This is a genomic window from Acidaminococcus sp., assembly GCA_022482815.1.
Taxonomy (GTDB): Bacteria; Bacillota; Negativicutes; order Acidaminococcales; family Acidaminococcaceae; genus Acidaminococcus.
Genome location: JAKVOM010000001.1, coordinates 1,371,967 through 1,391,981 on the forward strand (window position 1 = coordinate 1,371,967; position 20,015 = coordinate 1,391,981).

Here is a 20,015-nt window from a genome sequence, read left to right on the forward strand (position 1 = left end):
GGAAATTACAATGTATAGAGGCGGAATGGGAATGAATAACATGCAGGGAATGCTGAAAAAGGTTCAAAAAATGCAGAACCAGATGCTCAAACTGCAGGAAGAATTAAAGGAAAGAACTGTGGAAGCTACGGCCGGCGGCGAAGCCGTAAAGGTTGTCGTGAACGGCAGCAAGAATATTGTCAGCCTGACTATCGCTCCGGACGCGGTTGATCCTGACGATGTGGAAATGCTGCAGGATATGCTCGTTACGGCTATCAATGATGCCATGAAGAAAGTGGATGAAATGACCGAATCGGAAATGAGCAAGGTTACGGGCGGCATGAAGCTGCCGGGAATGTTCTGATTCCGTCATGCGTATGGTCAAATCCCTGGCCCGGCTGCATGAACAGCTGCGCAAGCTGCCGGGTATCGGGTCTAAAACAGCGCTGCGGCTGGCTTACCACGTCCTCGATATGGATGAGAGAGATGTGGAGCAGCTGGCCCAGGCCTTGCTGGATGTAAAGAAACGTGTCCATTTATGCGAAACGTGCTTCAATCTCTGCGAGGGCTCACAGTGTGAGATTTGTGAAGATAAGGAGCGGGACCGCAGCCTGGTCTGTGTGGTTGAACAGCCGCAGGATGTAGCGGCAATGGAACGTACCAAAGGGTATAACGGACTTTATCACGTCCTGCACGGCGTTCTTTCACCGCTCGATGGGGTAGGTCCGGATCAGCTGAAAATCAAGGAACTCATGCGGCGGCTCCAGAGCGGGGAAATCAAGGAAGTCATTTTGGCTACCAATTCCGACGTGGAAGGGGAAGCAACCGCGGCTTATCTGGCAGGTCTCATTCGTCCGACAGGTGTTAAAGTCAGCCGTATTGCTCACGGTCTTCCCATGGGTGGGGATCTTGAGTATGCCGACGAACTGACCTTGTATAAAGCGCTGGAGAATCGGCGGGAGCTGTGAGCGATTATCCGCAATGGATGTTCGTGTCAGCTGCACTCTCCGGGCCCACTTTACTTATGCTTTACGATAAGCTAAAATATCATGATTAGACACGTCTGATTTTTTTATTGACAGAAAGGCAGAAAAACATGGAAGTATGGCTTTTTGGAGTGCTGGCGCTCGTCGGTCTCTTCATCGTAATTAACTTTTTTTCTTTGTCGATTAAACTGCTTTGGAACGGCATTGTCGGCATGATCTTGCTGTGGCTCTTCAACATGGTAGGTTCACTTGCCGGACTGCACCTTGAAATCAACGCGGTTACGGCCTTGGTAGCGGGCTTTTTTGGCGTTCCCGGTGTAATTTTTATGCTGCTTTACCAGATGTTGATGCAATAAATGATTCATTTTAAAAAATCTGACAGTGAACGTGTCCGCATCCTCTGCTACCTGATGATTGGAGGAACGGCAGCGCTTTTTGAATGGAGTCTGGTTTATCTCTTTGCCGTTGTACTGGCCTGGAATTATTTGTTTTCAACGGCGCTGGCATACTTGTGTTCTACGGTTTGCCATTACATAGCCACCAATATTTTTGTATTTGACAGCGGAGTCCGTTATGGAAAGAAGAAGGAATTTTCCCTGGTTCTTCTTGTTTCCACAATGGGCCTCGTTTTTAATGTGCTGCTCATGCGCATTTTTGTCGGAGCCATGGGGTTTGGCGTCATGCCTTCAAAAATCGCGGCATCTGCCATTGTGACAGTATGGAATTACTGCTCCAGGAAAAAATGGATTTATTAAAGGAGTCGTATTAGTGCATTATGCTTCGCAAGAGAGTAGACATCAAAAAATTCAATAAAGTATATCTTGTACATAACCACAGTGCGGGGAAACAAAGTTTTTTTGCTGGTCTGCAAAATAACGTGATGCATCTTGTTGACGAATGTACCGAATTATATGGACCAACCCGGTTTGAATACTCAAGGATTCATACGTTTCGGGAAGCACAGGAAGTGGCCCGCAAGATTTGTGCCGAAAAGGCAGATTGGGTGATTGTGGCAGGCGGCGACGGGACGCTGCGGGCTATTGCGGAGGTCATGATTGAGGAAAATTACATGCCGTATATCAGCGTATACCCGTCCGGTACTGTGAACCTCGTCGCCAAGGAACTGGCCCAGAAGACCGATGTCGATCAGTGGATGTTTCATGTCAGTAAGGGAGTGACAGTGCCCGTCTGGCTGGGAAAGGCCAATGACCGCATTTTCCTGACAGTTGCCGGAATCGGTGTCGATTCCATGGTGGTCGATAATGTTACGCCCGAGGAAAAAAAATATCTTTCAACCTTGGCTTATGTCAGACAAAGCGGGAAGGTGGCAGGCAATGAAATGCTGCTGCATTCCTGGAAATACAAGTTTAAAGTCATGATTGACAATGATGGAATCTGGCGTGAGGCCAGTTCTGTCATCGTTACGAAAAGCCGCTATTATGCAGGTCGTTTTTCTCTTGTCAACGGCGGTTCTCTTTCAAATCCTGCCCTCTATGTATGTCTCTTTAAGAAAAATCGCTGCGTCGACTTTCTGCGTTACACAGCGCTCATAGCAGCCGATATGCTGTCATTGGATAAAACTGTTGAAATTTGCAAGGCCAAGGAAGTTCAGATCCGCTGCAACGTCAAAAATTTTGCCGCCGAGCTGGACGGAGATTCAGTTGTGACATCCCCGCTTTCGATTTCCCTGCTGCCGACGCCGCTCAATTTTATCTCTTAAAGAATAGAGGTTTGCTGTGAAGATTAAGCTTATTGCTGCGCTTCTCGTACTGATTTGTTTTGGCGTGGAGTACGGGATGGCCTGGAATTTTCTGCAGGAGATTGTTCCTTTCCCCTGGTCGGAATTTTGGTATAAGACGCTGAATGCTTTTTTGCGGGACGTCTTGCTGATTGGGGTAGGGCTGCTGCTGTATTCCAGAAGAGGCCGGATTCGTGACCGGGCAAAACGCTATTTCCCGGTCGTCGTCATCGGCATTATGTACCTGCTGGATGCCTGGTTCATGGTGACGTACATCGAGATGGACTGGGGTTTTATGACAACTTTGTCCGTCCTGGCCGGGCTTTTTAATAATATCGTTATTGTCCTTGTTACGGCGATGTGTTATCATCACTGGCCCAACAAGGGGATGAAGGTTCTTTATTTCCTGATTTATTTCGCAACCGGTTTCATTATGCTTGGTGATGCGGTCTATTTCTGGAATACATCCATGCACATTGAAAGTGTGCTCTTTGAGAATCTGAATTATTACGCGGCTAAGGGAATTCTGTCTACAACGGAGCCTTGGAAAATAGGTCTCTTCGCTGTGCTGCTTGTCGTGCTGGCCGCTCTTTTCCGGGTTACGCGGCCGCACAAGAAGAAACCAAACTTGCCATGGTCCCTCTTGTGTGTCGTGATGTTCGGATTGGGACTGAACCTGACATATCTTCTCTGCCGTGAGGCTGTGTATCAGGCGCTGATTACCGCACCGGATATTGATATCGAAGGCGAACTTGAAAAGACCCGTAAAGTGACTCGCGACGGCATTGTTTACCCGATTAACGTGAACTTTGTGCAGAAGGCTCTTTTTAAGACAGATAAAGTTGTCCATGATCCGAGCGAATACAAGAAGCGGGAACTCACGGAGAAAGATGTCCGTGTGCTGACCAGACTCGGTATCCTGCCGAAACAGGAAGCCGTTCTTCGGAAAAAGCCGGCCTATGACCGTGTGGTTATGCTGATCCTCGAATCAGTGCACCGTGACTATATCCATTACTACAATCCGGTGATTCCGGCGGAAACAACGCCTTATCTTGACTCCCTCGTGGCAAAGTATCCTCACATGGATCACTATTATTCGTCGGCTGTCCCGACAACACAGGGCCTCAATGCGACTTTCCGTTCCCAGCTTATTTACGACGGAGATTTGCCGGGCGAGCATCAGCCTTCCTTGTTCCGTTCTTTGTCCCTGTTTGATTATCCGGGAACTTTTCTCAGTGCTTCGAGCCGGTATTATAACAACGAGTATCGGGAATATCCGAAACAATTCGGCATGGATACGTACCTTGCAAAGGAAGACCTGGGGAAGATGGGATATACGGGAGCCAGCGGATGGGGTTTCCATAATGATGTGATGTACGACGCGACACTGAAATTCCTTGAAGCAAATCGCGGAAGTAAATTTTTCCTCGTGACCAAGACGCTGGATATGCACCAGCCGTACCCGTATTATGGCATCGGCTATGAAGATATGCCTGAGAAAGTGCGTGACCAGGGAACCGCGACAGTCTGCGGTATGTACTGGGTAGACCAGACATTGAAGCACTTCTTTGAGGAAGCTGAAAAAGAGGGCTTTATGGATGAGCGTACCTTGTTTATTATCACGAGTGACCACAATCCGCATTCCGGCGGCGAATATAAAAAGCTGGTGGAAAAAGCGCAGGATAAACAAAGTGTTGCACCTATCCCTCTGATTTTTGTCAGCAAAAACCTGGAGCCTCTGAAAACGCTTGAAAGTACCGATTACGCCAGCCAGGAAGACCTGGCGCCGACATTGCTTGCCCTGCTGTCGCTTCCGGTTCCGGAAGAGTTCATGGGGCGCAACTTGCTGCAGCCGGCAGAGCACCCATATGCTCTGGGGTATTTTGGCGGAAAAGCCTATTATTATTCCGCCGACTTGAATGTAATTTCAACGCTTGATGAAGCAGTACCCGATATGGAAGAAAAGGATGCAATTGCCAACTATATCATGTATAATTACATCGAGCGTCATCTGAAGTATACACCGCCCCGTTAAGGGCGACATCTTGTAAAGAGGAAAAATCTCATTTGTTTTTCCGTTGATTCATAACGATATAAGGGAGGAGCCGTTCTGGTGGGACCACCCATCGGAAGGGCTTCTTTTTTTTTGCGTGAGAAAGAAAGGAGATCCTTCATGCCATTAACTCAGCCACAAACTTTCAAGGGACGCCTGAAACGCATCCTCCGCGTCATGGTGCCTGTACTTATTACCCAACTTGCCATTAATGGAATGAATCTGTCTGATACAATTATGTCCGGACATGCCGGCACTGCCGACCTTGCCGGTGTGGCTATCGGAGCCAATATCTGGATGCCTATTTTTACAGGACTGAATGGAATTTTGCAGGCATTGACTCCCATCGTTGCCAATTATCGCGGTGCCAAAGCTTTTTCGAAAATATCCGGCGCTGTCTTCAGCGGTCTTGTGATGGCCGTGTGTCTGGCCGTTTTTACGATTATGGCAGGTATCCTGAAACTTGACGATGTGCTGTCTTTGATGAGCCTGGCCCCGGACGTGCACGAAATCGCTTTCACGTATTTAAGCTATGTGGCGTGCGGCATTTTGCCCCTTTTTGGTGCCAGTATCCTGCGTTCTTTCGTGGATACAATGGGATACACGCACATTACAATGCGGCTCTTTTTGCTGACAATGCCGGTAAACTGCTTCTTGAATTATCTCTTTATCTTTGGCAAACTGGGCCTTCCGCAGATGGGCGGCGCCGGAGCGGGCGTGGGCACGGCGATTACGTGCTGGCTGCTCTTTTTAAGCTTTGCTTATTTAGTCAATCGGCTTTCCGTTTTTAAAGCTTTTCATGTGTTTCGCAGCAGCGGTTTTTCCCTGAGTCACATTCATGAGCATTTGCGGGTCGGCATTCCGATGGGTGTTTCCATTTTTCTCGAAACCAGCATCTTCGGTGTGGAGTGTCTTTTTGTTTCCAAATTCGGAACCATCGCCGTGGCAGCCAATCAGGCAGCTATGAGCTTTACGAACCTGCTCTACATGGTACCGCTTAGTTTCTCCCTGTCCCTGACGATTATTGTGGGGGCATTTGTAGGAGCAAAGGATTATGCGTCAGCCCGGCTGTACGCCCGGACCGGCAGAATTACCAACTTTATGATCGGCTTTTCCTTTGCCGTGTTTTTGTACTTGTGCCGGCCGCTTATCGCTCTCTTATATACCCATGATCCTGTCATGATGCAGCCCATTCAGCATTTCCTGACGTTTGCCGTCTGCTTCCAGTTGTGCGACAGTGCAGCGGCTCCTATCCAGGGCACGCTCCGCGGCTACAAGGATGTTAAAGCTACCTTCTACTCTTCTCTTGCCGCGTACTGGCTCATTTCCCTGCCTTGCGGGCTGATGCTGGACAATATCTTTCACTTTGGACCGGACGGATACTGGGTGGGTCTTATTGTCGGTATCTTCTTTTCAGCCCTGTTCCTGACGCTGCGGCTGCGGTATATCGAAAGAAAATATCGGTAATTTGCTAAAAATACTTGAATTTTTCGCCTTGATTTGTTACGCTAAATTACAAATGCAGGATGATATATATACGAAAAACAAGAAACTGTAATGTATATTACAAATCCTGCAAAATGTAGTGTAGAAGCAAGGGAGGAAAGTTTTATGAAATTGAACTGGAAGAAATGTGGAACGGCAGTCGTATTATCGGCAGTCATGATGCTCGGAACGATGGGCTCGGCCTTTGCCGGCAAGTTGGAGGATATTGCGGCACGCGGAACCATCCGGGTCGGTACAACCGGGGACTATCGCCCGATGTCCTATAAGAATAAGGACACAGGCAAGTACGAAGGCTTTGATGCGGAGCTTGCTGAAAAGCTGGCTGATTCCCTGCATGTAAAAGTAGAGTACGTTCCAACGACGTGGAAGACGCTCTCCCAGGATACAAAAGACGGCAAGTTTGATTTGGCCCTGTGCGGAATCACCCGCACCTTTGACCGCGAACGGACTCTAACGATGTCCGACGGTTATCTGCTCTTTGGTAAGACCATTCTCTGCCGGGCCAAGGACGCAGGTAAATTCAAGAGCCTTGCTGATATCAATAAACCGGAAGTCAAAGTCATGGTAAACCCCGGCGGTACGAATGAAAAATTCGCCCGGGCCAACCTGCCGAAGGCAACGCTTCTTGTTCATGAGCAAAATGCCGAGATTCCGGGGCTTGTCGGGGACGGTAAAGCGGACATCATGATCACGGAAACGATGGAAGCCCGGAAATACGTGAAACTCAATGATAAACTGGCAGCACCGCTGGTTGACAGTCCTTTCACAAAGAGCCGCTTCGGTGCGCTGATGGCCAAAGGCGACCAGGACTTCCTGAACTATGTGAACTTCTTCATGGCCGAAATGGAAACAAATGGCACCATGGATCAGCTCGAAAAGAAATATATTGATTAATAACAGTCTTTGCTGCAAGGCTGAATAAAAAATACCGTTGAAACATTGCTGAAAAGCTTGTTTCAACGGTATTTTTATTTCATTTCTGGTCATCTGAAATAGAGAATAGTGTTAAAACAGGTCGAACTCATCTATTTGTCCTACTTTAAACGACAGAGGAGATTTTCTGTTATTAAGTACAATACGACTAGGAAGAAGCATTCTATGTTCAATATTTTAAATAGAAAATTATAAATCAGTTAATAAACTGAAAAAGAAAAAATATGTATCTATTTAACAATTAATGAACTAAAAGAAATGAGAAAAACAATAAAGTGTAAAAATATATTTGGATAAGAGAAAAAATAGTAGGAAAAGTCTAAAAACTTTATATTGACGACAAAATAATATAGTAGTACAATTCAAATGTAGGATGTTTGAACAAATAAACAACAAGCACTAATAAAGGCAGGCGAGACCGATGATGAAGTTTGGCATCGAAACAGAAATTGTTCATTTGCTTTTCCAAAATAAACGGATTGATGCAAAGGGCTTTATTAAGAAAGCTGCTGAATTTGGATATGATGGTGTCATTCTTAATACGGTAGAGAAAAAGAACCTTCGCGAAGGGTTGGGAACTATCGGTAAGGATACAACAGAAAATCTGACAGAAATTAGAGATCTCTTAAGAAAGTACCATTTGTACGTGGAAATCGATACGCGGGGAACTGATTATGACCACATTTGTCATATTCTCTCTGTAGCAGAGTTTTTAGGGGCAGAACGGATTCGGACTTTTATTATGGGTGATGCCTCTACCTACAGTGACAGTAAATTGGGCGGTGATTTTTCTATAGAAAATATCCGGCATGGAATCGAGGATATCAAGAAAATCATTCCTGAATTGAAGAAAAGAAGGATCTTTCTTCAATTGGAGAACCACGAACTTGAAACTGCAGAAGAAATGAAGGCTATTATGGATGAAATTAATAGCCCTTGGGTGGGCATCTTATTTGATCCCGGCAATTATTTGAATGCGTGGCAAGATCCTCTTGATGCGTTAAATGTGATTGCACCGTATGTCAATGCAACTCATATGAAGGACGTACTGGTTTGCATGAATGGGGATGAGCCTGTAATTACCGGCGCAATGACTGGTAAAGGCAGTGTGAATCAGAAGGCAATCCTTCGCAAACTGCTGCAGGATACCTGCATCCAGCGGTTAAATATTGAAGGCGGTTACTTATATACCGGCGGATTTAGCAGACCAAGAGGGACTGGCGGCACAAGTGAATTTAAGGGAACTTTTGCTGTTAAGGAACCGCCTGTACCGGCTGATGAGGTTCTGCCAAATGATTATTATTTATATGATGGACCGCTGCTGGATAAACTGATGCAGGAGCAAATGGAAAATATGAGAATGAGTATTTTGTATTATAAAAATTTGATTCGAGAACTTGAAAAAGAAAAGGAGAGGATGTAAATGAAAAAATTTGCAATCAATGATGAGGAGCATCTGGGTCCCGCTTATGGCCCTTACTCCGAAGCCCTTGTAGTAGATAAGTTCTTCTATACGGGCATGATCGGTTCCTGTGGCAAGGAAGGAAAACTTCCGGAGTCTGTGTATGAACAGACAAAACAAATCTTTGCTAATACGGAACTCCTTTTGAAAAAAGCTGGTGGTTCTCTGGCCGATCTTGTTAATGTCACTGTGTTTATGGCTGACCTTTCCGAATTCGACGAGATGAATCGAGCTTACAAGGAATGCCTGACGCAGAAGCCGTTTCCGGCACGTGCGACTGTGGCTGCAAAAGAACTTCTTCCTGGCGTGAAGGTTGAGATGATTCTTACTGCCTACATAGATGAGTGAATGCTAAAGGAGAAAGAATATGTTTACAGGTTTGGATTACATAGTCATAGCCCTATATGTAGTTGCTCTCGCAGCTGTAGGCTGGTACGCAGCAAGCAAGGTTAAAAATGCCAGCGATTTTTTGACCGCAAATCATGGGCTTGGACTGATCGTAATGATTGGTTCACTGGCTGGTGCGGCTATCGGAGCCGTAGGAACTATTGGCCTTGCCTCTGATGTATATACGATTGGCGTCAGCGGGTATTGGCAGATTATTGGTTGGAATGCTGGTTGGCTGCTCCTGGCTATCATGGCCAAGCGAGTATGGGAAACGGGTGCTTCCAGTATTGCCGATATTTTCGGAAAAGCTTGCGGACGTACTACCCGTCTTGTGGCTTCTCTGGCCTGCCTGGGATTTTCTGTCCCGGCTCTGGCTTCTCAGCTCGTTGGTCTGGGCAATATGTTTAATACCGTTTTTACAACGGTTGGAATCAATCTTGATTATAAGGTAGCGGTTATCATTCTTTCCATCGTGATGATTATCGCAGTATTCCGTGGCGGTCTTTATTCTTCAGCCTATAGCGGAACCTTCAACTTTTTCATTCTGGGAATTGTGTTTGTCATTTGTTTGCCGCTGTTTACTTGTAAGGCAGCAGGAGGTGTGGAGCAGGCATTTAACAACATTTCAGTATTACCCCCCAAGGCATTGAGCTTATTTACGGGAATTTCAGCATCGGCTATTATAGGAATGTTTGTTAAGTTTGCTTTTGTGGCATCTACCAATATTGCATATGTAGGAAATACGTTAGCGGCAAAAGACGCAAAGACTGCAAGGAATGGATCGTATGGGGGAATTATTTCATACTTCGTAATTCCTGGGATTATCGTGTTTTCCATATTGGCATTAAGAAGCGTTTTTCCAGGTGTTGAGAATACGGATGGAATTTTAACTTATGTATTTGTTCAGATTTTTCCATCCGGTATCCGTGGACTTTCTATCGTAGCTCTGATTGCTGTAGTACTTTCAACAGCAGTAATCTGGGTACAAAACTCAGGAAAGATTACGGGCAGCGATATATACACTTACTTTAAGCCTGATGCTTCTGATCACGAAGTCTTGATGGTTTCCCGTGTATTCACGATTATCTGGAGTATTGCAGCCATCATTATGGCAATGTACGTTCCCAAAATCATGGTAATGTATAGTTACACTTCTACCTTGTATGGTTCCAGTATGTTTTTCCCTCTCGTGTTTTTGTTGTACTGGAAAGGCGTTACAAAATACGGTCTTATGGCGGGCATGGTGGTCGGAATGGTTTCTTCCATTCTGGATATGTTCCTGCACTTCGGCGGGACCATTGACCCGGTTATAGTTGGGAGCTGTTTAAACGGAATTACGGTAGTCATTGTAAGTTTGCTGACACGTGGCAGCGGGACTGTTGGAGAAACGTCCGCTGTAGAATCTAAGTAAATTGTTTTTTTTACATTAAATTGTAGGACATTAGAATAATAGTATGATAGACATAATTATAACTAAGGAGGTTTTCTGTCATGGCAAAAGCAACAACCAATACGGAATTGTGCAAGGGATGCAGATTATGTGTGGGTGTATGCCCAAGAAAGGCCATTATCCCTTTGACGACTGTCAACAAGAAGGGCTACGAAATCATTAAAGTAGACCAGGAATTGTGCATTGGCTGCGGCATGTGCTACAAAATGTGCCCGGACAACGTATTTACGATCGAGTGAGTTGAAAGGAGAAAAACGAGATGAGTAAAGACTACGTATTGATGAAAGGCAATGAGGCGATTGCTGAGGCCGCCCTGCGTGCTGGCTGCCGTTTCTATGCCGGTTACCCAATTACTCCGCAAAGTGAAATCCTTGAATACATGTCTGATCACATGGAAGAACGCGGCGGCATCTTTATTCAGGGAGAAAATGAAATTGCCAGTATGAGCATGTTATTCGGAGCTTCTGCTGCTGGTGCACGCGTTATGTCCAGTTCTTCCGGGCCAGGCTTTGATCTGAAACAGGAAGAAATTTCTTATTTGCAGTCCAACTGCCTGCCTGCTGTTCTGGTGAACGCTATGCGTTATGGCACTGGTGATGGTGAAATTACTGCCGGTCAGGATTCCTACTGGGTTTCTACTCGGGGCGGCGGACATGGCGACAGCCGCCAAATTGTATTGGCACCGGCTTCTGTTAATGAATGTGCCCAGTTGACCTATGAAGCTTTTGATCTTGCCGAAAAGTACCGCACCGTTGTTGAAATTCTGAGTGATGGTGCTATTAGCCAGATGATTGAAAAATGCACGCTGCCTGAACCGAAGGAACACGACATTAACCAATATGATGAATGGACGCTGCAAGGCAGACCATTAAATGGCAGACATGTAAAACATAACAATTACACGAACCGAATTGGTCATCCTGCTTATACGAAGATGATGAGAGAAAAGTATAAGGCAATGTTTGAAAACGAACAGCGTTGGGAAGAAGTAGAAACGAAAGATGCGGAACTGGTTCTCGTTGCCTATGGCATTTCTTCTCGCGTCTGCAAATCCGCCGTTCGTGAAGCTCGTAAGAACGGAATGAAGATTGGTCTTATCCGTCCGATTTCTGTATGGCCTTATCCGAGAAAAGCATTTGAAAAAATGCCAGATTCCGTTAAGGGATACGTTACCGTTGAAATGAGTATTTCTTCCCAGATGGGTGAAGATATTCTTCTTGCGATGAAGCACAGCAAACCTTTGTATGGTTATCTGACGGCCGTGAATATTCCTACTACGGAAGGCATTGTTGATTTTTGTAAGGATGTCCTGGCGGGTAAAGTTGAAGCGATGGAGGTAATGTAAAGTGGCTACTTATAAGAAACCGGAAGCAATCGTCAAATCTGTCGGATATTGCGGGGGCTGCGGCCACGGGATTATCCAACGCCTGATTGCTGAATCCATTCAAGAACTTGGACTGCAGGATCAGGTCATTGAATGCTGTGATATTGCTTGTTCCGAATGGTCTCTTGATGCTTTGAACTATGATGCGATTGCTGGCCCTCATGGCAGAGTTGTATCGGTGGCAACGGGCATTAAAAAGGTCCGTCCCGATAAGACCGTTTATGTTCATGCCGGTGATGGCAGCTCCTATGTTATTGGCCTGACTGAGACGACATATGCAGCTGTTCGTGATATTCCGATTACGGTCATTGTTGTCAATAATGGCATTTTTGGTATGACCGGCGGCCAGATGAACCTCGCTACGACCCTTGTTGGTGACCGTACCGTCAGCAGCAAGAAGGGCCGTAAACTTGAAACAATGGGGCATCCGGTAGATATGCTGAAATCTTTCCAAAACTATGATGTGGAATTCCTGGCTCGTGGTGCTCTGTATGATGTGAAGCACATCGAGGAGACCAAGAAATATATCAAACACGGTTTTGAAAATCAGATGCAGAACAAGGGCTTTTCAATGATTGAAGTACTTTCTCCGTGCCCGACCAACTGGAAGCTTTCTCCGGTCGACGCCATGAAGAAAATTAAAGAAGAAAATGAAAAGGTATTCCCACTGGGTATCTATACTGATCGCGGAGGTAAGAAATAATGGCTGACATTATTTTAGCTGGATTCGGCGGACAAGGTATTTTGACGGCTGGCAAGATTTTAATCAACGTAGCCGCTGAACATGGTAAAAACATTTGCTGGACTTCTTCATATGGCGCAGAGATGCGTGGTGGTACTGCCAGCTGCAGCATTGTCATCTCAGATGAAGAAATTGGTAGTCCCTATCCTTCCAAACTGGACATCCTGTTTGCAATGAATGAACCTTCTTATCATAAGTTCATTGGTCAGGTGCGTGATGGCGGATATGTCATCGTCAATTCTTCCCTTATGGCAAAAGATATCGAATATCCGAAGAACGTAAAAGTCTTTACGGTAGATGCTACGGATATTGCCAATGAAGTCGGTAACACCAGAGGCGCTAACTTGGTTATGCTGGGCACCATGATGAAAGCAACCAAGCTGCTTGATCCGAAGAGCTTTGGTGAAGGTCTGAACGCTTACTTTGAAAAGAAGAAGAGAAATACCCCGTCCAACCTTCAATGCTACAACCTGGGTATTGAAAAATCTGTTGAAAAATAAAAGGAAAGATATCCTATGGCTGAAGTGAAGAATCAATCCAAAACCAATCTTTATATCAGGGAAGTGGCTTACCTTTTGGTAGGGTGCGCCCTCTACGCCTTATCAGTTGTGCTGTTTATGGACCGAATCCATCTTATTCCTGGCAGTGTAACGGGAATTGCTGTTATCGTCAAAGCCCTTTTCCATTTTCCCATTGGGGCCGTAAACGTAGCTATTAACGTCCCCCTTATCTTAGTAGCTATGTTTTTTCTCGGTAAAAAGATGTTGGTCTACACGGTGATTACGATTTTGAGCACTTCAGCCATGATGGATTATCTGGCCTTTCTTCCTCCAATGACCACTGATTTTATGCTGGCAAGCATTTTCGGTGGAATCCTGATGGGCATTGGGCTCGGAATGATCCTGAAGGTGGGAGCCACCACGGGTGGAACTACCGTCATTGGTAGATTGATTGTACGCAAACACCCTCACATACAAATTGGTTACATCCTGATGGCTGGTGATTTCATCATTATCACGGTTGGCTCCTTCCTCCTCAGGGATTGGAATCTGATGCTCTACTCCTTAATTAACCTTTATATTTGCTCGATTATCAATAACAAAGTCATTTATGCATCAAATCAGAAAATCATATCTTTCATCCACTCCGAAAGATATGAAGAAGTTGCAGGTCGACTGAAAGACGAACTGCATTGCAAAATAGACTTAATTCCCAGAAATAAAGATTTTGTCTGCTACATAGACCGGTCGGAATACGACAAGATGAAAAAAATAGTTAGTGCAGCAGATGAAAATGCCGTCTGTGCTGCGGTCAATGTAGACTATTCATTCGGAGCACTCGGCAAACCATTTACTTTTGGTGTCGGGAAATAGATAGCAGCACTTAGGGGGATCTCTTTTCCTTCTAAGTGCTTTCTTTTAGAAATCAATCATTTTTATTTCCTCAGGAGGAAAAATTATGAATTTACAAGATAAACCCCTTTCTGGTGTGCGTGTTTTGGATTTAACCCATGCTTACAGCGGTCCATTCTGTACTATGCATTTGGCTGATCAAGGGGCAGAGGTTATTAAAGTTGAAGTCCCCGGCAAGGGAGATCAAAGCAGGTTCTGGGCTCCTTTTAAAAACGGTGCCAGCGGTTATTACGCATACATCAATCGGAATAAGTATGGTATTTCCTTGAACCTGAAAACACCTGAAGGCAAGGAAATTTTTAAGAAGCTGGTCGCAAAGGTTGATGTTGTTGTAGAAAATTTTCGGGTCGGAACTATGGAAAAACTGGGACTTGGGTATGACGTCCTGAAGCAAATTAACCCCGGGCTGATTTATGCCTCTATTTCCGGCTTTGGGCTGAAAGGGGAGATGGCTTCCCGTCCTGCTTATGACATCATCGCCCAGGCCATGGGCGGCATGATGAGTATGACTGGCTTCGGCGAAAAATTCACCAAAGTAGGCCCTGCAATTGCCGATAACTATTCCGGCACTTACCTGTCACTTGGGATTGTGATGGCTTTGTATCAGAAGAGCCGTACCGGACTTGGCAGGCGTGTAGACGTATCCATGTTAGATACGATTTTCTCCATTTTGGAAACGGGTGTTGTCGAATATACCTTGAACGGCCATGTATCAGAGCCGATGGGCAACCGGGATCCTGGCATTGCTCCTTTTGATTCGTTCGAAGCTAAGGACGGTGGCTTTGTAATGGCGTGTGGAACCGACCGTTTTTGGAATGCCCTTTGTGACATTATGGAAAATCCGGAACTGAAAGCGGATTCGCGGTTTACGACAAATCAGGGCCGGTTCGACAATTATGCAGAATTAAAGCCGATTATTACGGCATGGACAACCCGGTTTACCGTCGATGAATTGGAACCAAAGTTCATTGGAGCCAATATTCCTTTTGGACGGATTCTGAGAATGGATGCTGTCTGCAAACAGCAGGTTCTGCGCGACCGCAATATGCTCTGGAAGGTCCACGATCCAGGGATCGGGGAGGATATTGAAATCCCGGGAACTCCTATCAAGATGCATGGCTGCATCGATGCCCCCGAAAGACCGGCGCCGGCAGTAGGAGAACATACAGAGAAGATTCTGAAGGAATATCTTCAAATGTCAACTGACGAAATTGAAGCTGTTCGCGAAAGAGGAGCAATTTAACGAGCATTCTGTTGAGAGAGGAAGGAAAATTACATGGTCAATATTATGTTATTGCTGATAGCTTTCCTGTCATCTGTCATCGGAAACATTTGCGGCGTAGGCGGCGGGGTTTTCATGAAACCTGTGGTGGATCTTTCAGGGATAGCAAGCGTATCTCTGGCAAGTTTTTTGTCTGGTGTGACTGTCCTTGCTATGACTGGTTACTCTACATTTAAAAATTTAAGCGCGAAAAACAATACGGTTAATGTTTCGGCTGTCGCTCCACTTTCATTAGGTGCGGCTGTTGGCGGTGTAGTTGGAAAATACCTGTTTGAAATGATTAAAAGCCAAAGTGCCTTTCCTGACAGGGTTGGAGCGGTGCAGGCGGTTTGTCTTGGACTTGTGGTTCTTGGTACTGCACTTTATACGCTCTGCAAAAAAAATATTCGGACTCTTCATTTGCAGAATCGCATAACATCTGTAATTATAGGTGTTGTCCTCGGAATCTTTTCCAGTTTTCTCGGTATTGGCGGCGGACCTATTGACTTGGTAGTTCTCCAGTTTTTCTTTTCCATGCCAACAAAAATGGCTGTTCAGAATTCTTTGTTCACGATTTTGTTCAGCCAGATTTTCAGTTTGATTTATACAGTAGCTTCTGGAAATGTACCAGAATTTCAGGTCGCCGCGTTAGTGCTGATGATTGCCGGAGGCATTGCTGGTGGTGCAGCAGGAAGAAAGATATCCAAAGATCTTAGCGGTGAGGTCATTGACAAACTTTTTATCGGACTTCTTGCTGTGATCTTATTAATATGTGTCCGCAATTTCTTTAAATATGTTTGACACAGTAGCTGCTCTATAAATTTTCTATTTGGTTTTAAAAATCTGTAGATAGCATCCGAGTACAGTCAGCCTGTTTTAGACTGAATACGTCTAAAGTGTGTATCTGTACGATACACATCACCATAAAGATATACTAATAACCTTTGTTCGGATTGTAGAACATTATGTTATAATGTGAGAAATATAATGTACGAGGTGTGAAATGGTACAGCTAAAGAAACCAAGACGTTCTACGCTGCCGGCGCAGATTGTCTCTCAAATGGAAAATTTAATCAAGACTGGAGCCTGGCCTGTTGGAGAAAAAATTCCCAGTGAGATGGAATTAATGGAAACCCTTGGCGTCAGCCGCAATACAGTCAGGGAAGCAACTTTGTCTCTGGTTCACTCAGGGTTATTAAGAGCAATTCCGGGAGACGGAACTTACGTAATTGCAGCTGACCGCCTGGACGCCGCGCTGCAGTCACGGTTTCGTGATGCCAAATTTCGAGATGTTATTGAAGTGCGGTATGCTCTCGAAGTGACTACGGTTCAGCTTGCGGCTGAATTTTCCGAAGAAGAGGATATTCAAAAGTTAGCAGAAATAAAAGAGAGATGGAACAGTGCCAATCCGACTTCTCCGGAATTTGTTGAATGCGATATGGAGTTTCATACGCAGATTGCTAAGATGTCTCACAATAAATTGATGTTTGATTTGTATAACTCATGTGACAGCTTTATTAGAGATGCGATTAAGGCTTATCAGGTAAAAGCCAGTAATTACTGGCAAAAAGATGAGCATACTGAATTGTATGAGGGTATCCGTCATCATGATGTGCCTAGAGCAGTCAAGGCCATACGTATGATTTTGGATGAAGAACGTGCACTTTTTAAAAAATTTGATTTATTTGATTGAATTTTAAGCCGTGTTGTATTTGTGAACAAAAAGGAGGATGGCAGTTATGCCACATATCAGTTTGACATTATATAAGGGGCGTAAAGAAGAAGATTTAAAAGCAATTGCAAATGAATTAAGGGATAGTTTGAAGAAATGGTGGCCTGATCCGGAAGAAGCTGTTTCCGTTTCCATTGCAGAAACCACAAAGGAAGATTTTGTAAAAGACGTGAAAATGAAAACGAAGAATGATAAGCTTATTCTTCGTTCGAGCGTAATAAAGTAAAGTAGAAACAGTGGAAGGGATACCCTTGCCACTGTTTTTATTTTAGATTGGGGAGTAAAGAGAAATGTTATTACTGTCGAAAAAGGATATGCAGCAAGTCTTCAGCATGCGTGATGCCATCAAAGCCAATAAGAAAGCATTTGCTATGATTTCAACTGGTCAATTTCAGATGCCTCTCCGTACGCAGATTACAGCAAGGGAAATTTATTGTCGTGCTGCAGGAATTGGAACAATTTGGAGTTAAATTTCAATATGAAAACTCCCTTCTAAACGACCTCGATTTGGTCGGTTTAGAAGGGAGTCCTTTTCGTAAGAAATCAATAATCTGTCAGGGAATTAATATTAAAAAATTATTCAATTTTTATTATTTCTCAGCTGCCGAAGTGAAAAACAACACCCACAACTGCAGCCATGGCTAACCACGCTACAGGGTGCACTTTTTTAAATTTGGTGGTTAAGAATAACAAGATGATGGCAAGAAGAATTCGAGGCCAGATCAGGGCAGACGTAATTGAATGGCTTGCCTGCCAGATTTCAGGCTGGATCAGGGTGACTCTGCCTACGAGTACACATGCTGCGGCAATCAGTCCGCAGGAAGCGGCCCGCAGTCCATACATTCCGGATTTTACATAGAAGTTATCGCCAAACTTTTTAAGCACAGAATAGACCATGATGATGACAATCACAGAAGGGGTGACGAGCCCGATGGTTGCACTCAGTACCCCCGGAATGCCCTGGATGTGGTAACCGACGTAAGTAGCCGTGTTGATTCCTATCGGTCCCGGCGTGGATTCAGAAACGGCAATCATATTCAGCAGATCATTCTGAGTGAACCAACCGGTTCTTTCCGCCAGCTTGGAAAGGAACGGAATCGTGGCCATACCGCCGCCAATGGCAAAAAGGCCGATTTTAAAATACTCATAAAAAAGGGAAAACAGCATTACTGTTCACCTCCGAGTTTTTTTGTCAGAACTCCGATAACGCCGGCCAGCACTACGAGCCAGGCAGGGGAAATATCCGTCAGCATATTGATGAACATGACGGCCAGGAAAATAAGAAAGGTGATTTTATCTATGACTGCTTTTTTGAGAAGCTTGATCACGGCTTGCAGAATCAAAATGCAGACGCAGACGCGGATGCCTGCAAAAGCGTCTTTGACAAGCGTGTACTCTGCAAAATTCGTCAGAAAAGCAGCGATAACGGTAATGATAACCATGGAGGGAAAAATGACTCCCAGTGTGGCAGCAATTCCCCCGGGAATTCCCTTTTCCTTGAGACCGATAAAAGTGGCTGTATTTACGGCAATGATTCCCGGTGTACATTGCCCCACCGCGTAGTAGTCAGCCAGTTCTTCATCGGTTGCCCAGTGATATTTATTAACGACTTCCGCCTGCAGAATGGGGAGCATGGCGTATCCTCCGCCGAAGGTAACGGCTCCCATACGGGCAAAGACGGTAAAAAGCTGTACATATTTGTTCAATCAAAACACCTCCACAATGGCTAATATAACACGGGTGTAAAACTCTTTGACATCCTCCCACGAATAAATTCGAGGGATTCCTGAGTGACTAACGCCCTCTGCTACCTTGCGATAGTCTTACGAGGACTCCTGCAGATGGACGATGCCCCGCCCAGTATTGTTTACTTCAGGCCGATTCAAGTATTCGCAGGCCTTCCTGATGGATATTACGGGCAGCATTCCTGTCCCTGTCATGATGCGAACCACAGGCAGGGCAAACCCATTCGCGAATTCGGAGATTTTTCATCTCAGGATTCTTATAGCTGCATTCCGAGCAGAGTTGGCTGGACGGGAAGTATGGATCTACTTTAACGATTCTTGTACCAACCTGCCTGCCTACATAAGCGAGGATATTCTCGAACTCAGAAAGCCCGTAGTCCATAACCTTTTTCCCGTGGCCTTTCTGCATGAACTTCATATTCAAGTCCTCAAGACAGATGACTGCGTAGCGGGAGCATAATTCTCTTGCCAACTGCCAGTGAAAAGCATTACGCTGATTCGCAATCCTACGATGCAGACGAGCCAATTCCTGGCGAGCCCTGCACCGATTGTTTGACTGCATACGTTTCCTGGACAGCTTGCGACTGGCACGGGCAATTTCGTTCCTGGCTTTGCGGAAAAATCCTGGTTCCCGGATATCTTCCTCCGGATTTTCAGCTATGAGCATTTTGCCATTGAAACCGAAATCGAAGCCGACGCTTTTACCTGTTCGTGCTCCTACTTCGACATCCGGCAATTCGCAGGTGAAATAGAGATAGATATCACCAAGACTGTCCCGTTTGATAGTCAATGTCTTAATCTTGCCTTCGATGGTACGGCTTTTCGCATAGCGGTATTTCTGTTTTGCGATATAGACAATACCATGTTCCTGATCCAGTTTCCAGCCAGCCTGTTTGAGCGTATAGGATTTATACTTTCGCACCTTGCGGAATCCTGGTGGTGCCGTCTTCCGCTCCCGCTTCAGGTTTTCCCAGAAAAGCTTATAGCCCCTGTCAATGCGTTGAGTAACGTCTTGCAAGGCTTGCGAGCCTATCTCTTTCAGATAAGCAAAACGCGGTATTTTCTTAAGCTTCGTGAGATGCTTCTGGAGCGCATAGAGGTTCAAGGACTTATGGTACAGTTTCCAATATCTCTTATGCAGGGCGATGCAATGGTTATAGGCCATTCCGGCAGCATTAATCTGCCGATGCAGCTTTTTGTTCCGCTTAGCACGGAACAGCTTGAACCCGAATGTCCTGACCATTG

The 20,015-nt window shown here is 45.2% G+C and carries 24 protein-coding genes; 21 read left to right on the forward strand and 3 right to left on the reverse strand.

Translation table 11 applies throughout. The features are described from left to right. Positions 1-10: 10 nt before the first annotated feature. The 21 genes from LKE33_06030 (at position 11) to LKE33_06130 (ending at position 17,495) form a co-directional block, all read left to right on the forward strand. The gene (locus LKE33_06030) at positions 11-343 is read left to right on the forward strand and encodes a YbaB/EbfC family nucleoid-associated protein (GenBank protein MCH3950475.1); all 333 of its coding nucleotides are present in this window, start codon (positions 11-13) and stop codon (positions 341-343) included. A gap of 7 nt (positions 344-350) precedes the next feature. Continuing rightward, positions 351-947 (forward strand): recombination mediator RecR, encoded by a 597-nt coding sequence (recR, locus tag LKE33_06035; GenBank protein ID MCH3950476.1) that lies wholly within the window; start codon positions 351-353, stop codon positions 945-947. 128 nt (positions 948-1,075) lie between these two features. Continuing rightward, positions 1,076-1,321: a pro-sigmaK processing inhibitor BofA family protein gene (locus LKE33_06040; GenBank protein MCH3950477.1), complete on the forward strand. Its 246-nt coding sequence runs from the start codon at positions 1,076-1,078 to the stop codon at positions 1,319-1,321. After that, positions 1,322-1,720 (forward strand): GtrA family protein, encoded by a 399-nt coding sequence (locus tag LKE33_06045; protein ID MCH3950478.1) that lies wholly within the window; start codon positions 1,322-1,324, stop codon positions 1,718-1,720. 20 nt (positions 1,721-1,740) lie between these two features. After that, the gene (locus LKE33_06050) at positions 1,741-2,685 is read left to right on the forward strand and encodes an NAD(+)/NADH kinase (GenBank protein ID MCH3950479.1); all 945 of its coding nucleotides are present in this window, start codon (positions 1,741-1,743) and stop codon (positions 2,683-2,685) included. Positions 2,686-2,701: 16 nt separating this feature from the next. Further along, positions 2,702-4,738, forward strand: coding sequence for a sulfatase-like hydrolase/transferase (locus LKE33_06055; GenBank protein ID MCH3950480.1), 2,037 nt, complete (start codon positions 2,702-2,704; stop codon positions 4,736-4,738). A gap of 138 nt (positions 4,739-4,876) precedes the next feature. Beyond that, positions 4,877-6,223, forward strand: coding sequence for an MATE family efflux transporter (locus LKE33_06060; GenBank protein MCH3950481.1), 1,347 nt, complete (start codon positions 4,877-4,879; stop codon positions 6,221-6,223). Positions 6,224-6,367: 144 nt separating this feature from the next. Continuing rightward, positions 6,368-7,156, forward strand: coding sequence for a transporter substrate-binding domain-containing protein (locus tag LKE33_06065; protein ID MCH3950482.1), 789 nt, complete (start codon positions 6,368-6,370; stop codon positions 7,154-7,156). A gap of 460 nt (positions 7,157-7,616) precedes the next feature. Further along, entirely contained in the window at positions 7,617-8,618 is a 1,002-nt protein-coding gene (locus LKE33_06070) for a sugar phosphate isomerase/epimerase (protein ID MCH3950483.1), read from the forward strand. Next, positions 8,619-9,005, forward strand: coding sequence for a RidA family protein (locus tag LKE33_06075; GenBank protein ID MCH3950484.1), 387 nt, complete (start codon positions 8,619-8,621; stop codon positions 9,003-9,005). Between the two features lie 19 nt (positions 9,006-9,024). Then, complete coding sequence (locus LKE33_06080; GenBank protein MCH3950485.1) at positions 9,025-10,455, forward strand: sodium:solute symporter family protein; 1,431 nt, start codon at positions 9,025-9,027, stop codon at positions 10,453-10,455. 80 nt (positions 10,456-10,535) lie between these two features. Further along, positions 10,536-10,733, forward strand: a complete 198-nt coding sequence (locus tag LKE33_06085; GenBank protein MCH3950486.1) for a 4Fe-4S binding protein — start codon at positions 10,536-10,538, stop codon at positions 10,731-10,733. Positions 10,734-10,753: 20 nt separating this feature from the next. Further along, positions 10,754-11,839 carry a 3-methyl-2-oxobutanoate dehydrogenase subunit beta gene (locus tag LKE33_06090; GenBank protein ID MCH3950487.1) on the forward strand — a complete coding sequence of 362 codons (1,086 nt, stop codon included), beginning with the start codon at positions 10,754-10,756 and terminating at the stop codon, positions 11,837-11,839. A gap of 1 nt (position 11,840) precedes the next feature. Continuing rightward, positions 11,841-12,581, forward strand: coding sequence for a thiamine pyrophosphate-dependent enzyme (locus LKE33_06095; protein ID MCH3950488.1), 741 nt, complete (start codon positions 11,841-11,843; stop codon positions 12,579-12,581). Further along, positions 12,581-13,120, forward strand: coding sequence for a 2-oxoacid:acceptor oxidoreductase family protein (locus tag LKE33_06100; GenBank protein ID MCH3950489.1), 540 nt, complete (start codon positions 12,581-12,583; stop codon positions 13,118-13,120). Before LKE33_06095 ends, LKE33_06100 begins: the two co-directional genes overlap by 1 nt. 15 nt (positions 13,121-13,135) lie before the next feature. Further along, complete coding sequence (locus tag LKE33_06105) at positions 13,136-13,993, forward strand: YitT family protein (protein MCH3950490.1); 858 nt, start codon at positions 13,136-13,138, stop codon at positions 13,991-13,993. Positions 13,994-14,078: 85 nt separating this feature from the next. Next, positions 14,079-15,275: a CoA transferase gene (locus LKE33_06110; protein MCH3950491.1), complete on the forward strand. Its 1,197-nt coding sequence runs from the start codon at positions 14,079-14,081 to the stop codon at positions 15,273-15,275. A gap of 33 nt (positions 15,276-15,308) precedes the next feature. Continuing rightward, the gene (locus LKE33_06115; protein MCH3950492.1) at positions 15,309-16,094 is read left to right on the forward strand and encodes a sulfite exporter TauE/SafE family protein; all 786 of its coding nucleotides are present in this window, start codon (positions 15,309-15,311) and stop codon (positions 16,092-16,094) included. 202 nt (positions 16,095-16,296) lie between these two features. Next, positions 16,297-16,986 carry a FadR family transcriptional regulator gene (locus LKE33_06120; GenBank protein ID MCH3950493.1) on the forward strand — a complete coding sequence of 230 codons (690 nt, stop codon included), beginning with the start codon at positions 16,297-16,299 and terminating at the stop codon, positions 16,984-16,986. 46 nt (positions 16,987-17,032) lie between these two features. Continuing rightward, positions 17,033-17,251 (forward strand): 4-oxalocrotonate tautomerase family protein, encoded by a 219-nt coding sequence (locus tag LKE33_06125; GenBank protein MCH3950494.1) that lies wholly within the window; start codon positions 17,033-17,035, stop codon positions 17,249-17,251. 64 nt (positions 17,252-17,315) lie between these two features. Continuing rightward, entirely contained in the window at positions 17,316-17,495 is a 180-nt protein-coding gene (locus LKE33_06130; protein ID MCH3950495.1) for a hypothetical protein, read from the forward strand. A gap of 127 nt (positions 17,496-17,622) precedes the next feature. Here the strand turns inward: LKE33_06130 and LKE33_06135 are convergent, their stop codons facing one another. The 3 genes from LKE33_06135 to LKE33_06145 all read right to left on the reverse strand — a co-directional run bounded on the left by LKE33_06135 (position 17,623) and on the right by LKE33_06145 (position 20,013). After that, positions 17,623-18,192: a chromate transporter gene (locus LKE33_06135; protein ID MCH3950496.1), complete on the reverse strand. Its 570-nt coding sequence runs from the start codon at positions 18,190-18,192 to the stop codon at positions 17,623-17,625. After that, complete coding sequence (locus tag LKE33_06140) at positions 18,192-18,731, reverse strand: chromate transporter (GenBank protein ID MCH3950497.1); 540 nt, start codon at positions 18,729-18,731, stop codon at positions 18,192-18,194. The genes LKE33_06135 and LKE33_06140 overlap by 1 nt, the downstream gene beginning before the upstream one ends. Before the next feature lie 166 nt (positions 18,732-18,897). Further along, the gene (locus tag LKE33_06145) at positions 18,898-20,013 is read right to left on the reverse strand and encodes a transposase (GenBank protein ID MCH3950498.1); all 1,116 of its coding nucleotides are present in this window, start codon (positions 20,011-20,013) and stop codon (positions 18,898-18,900) included. Between the last annotated feature and the right edge of the window lie 2 nt (positions 20,014-20,015).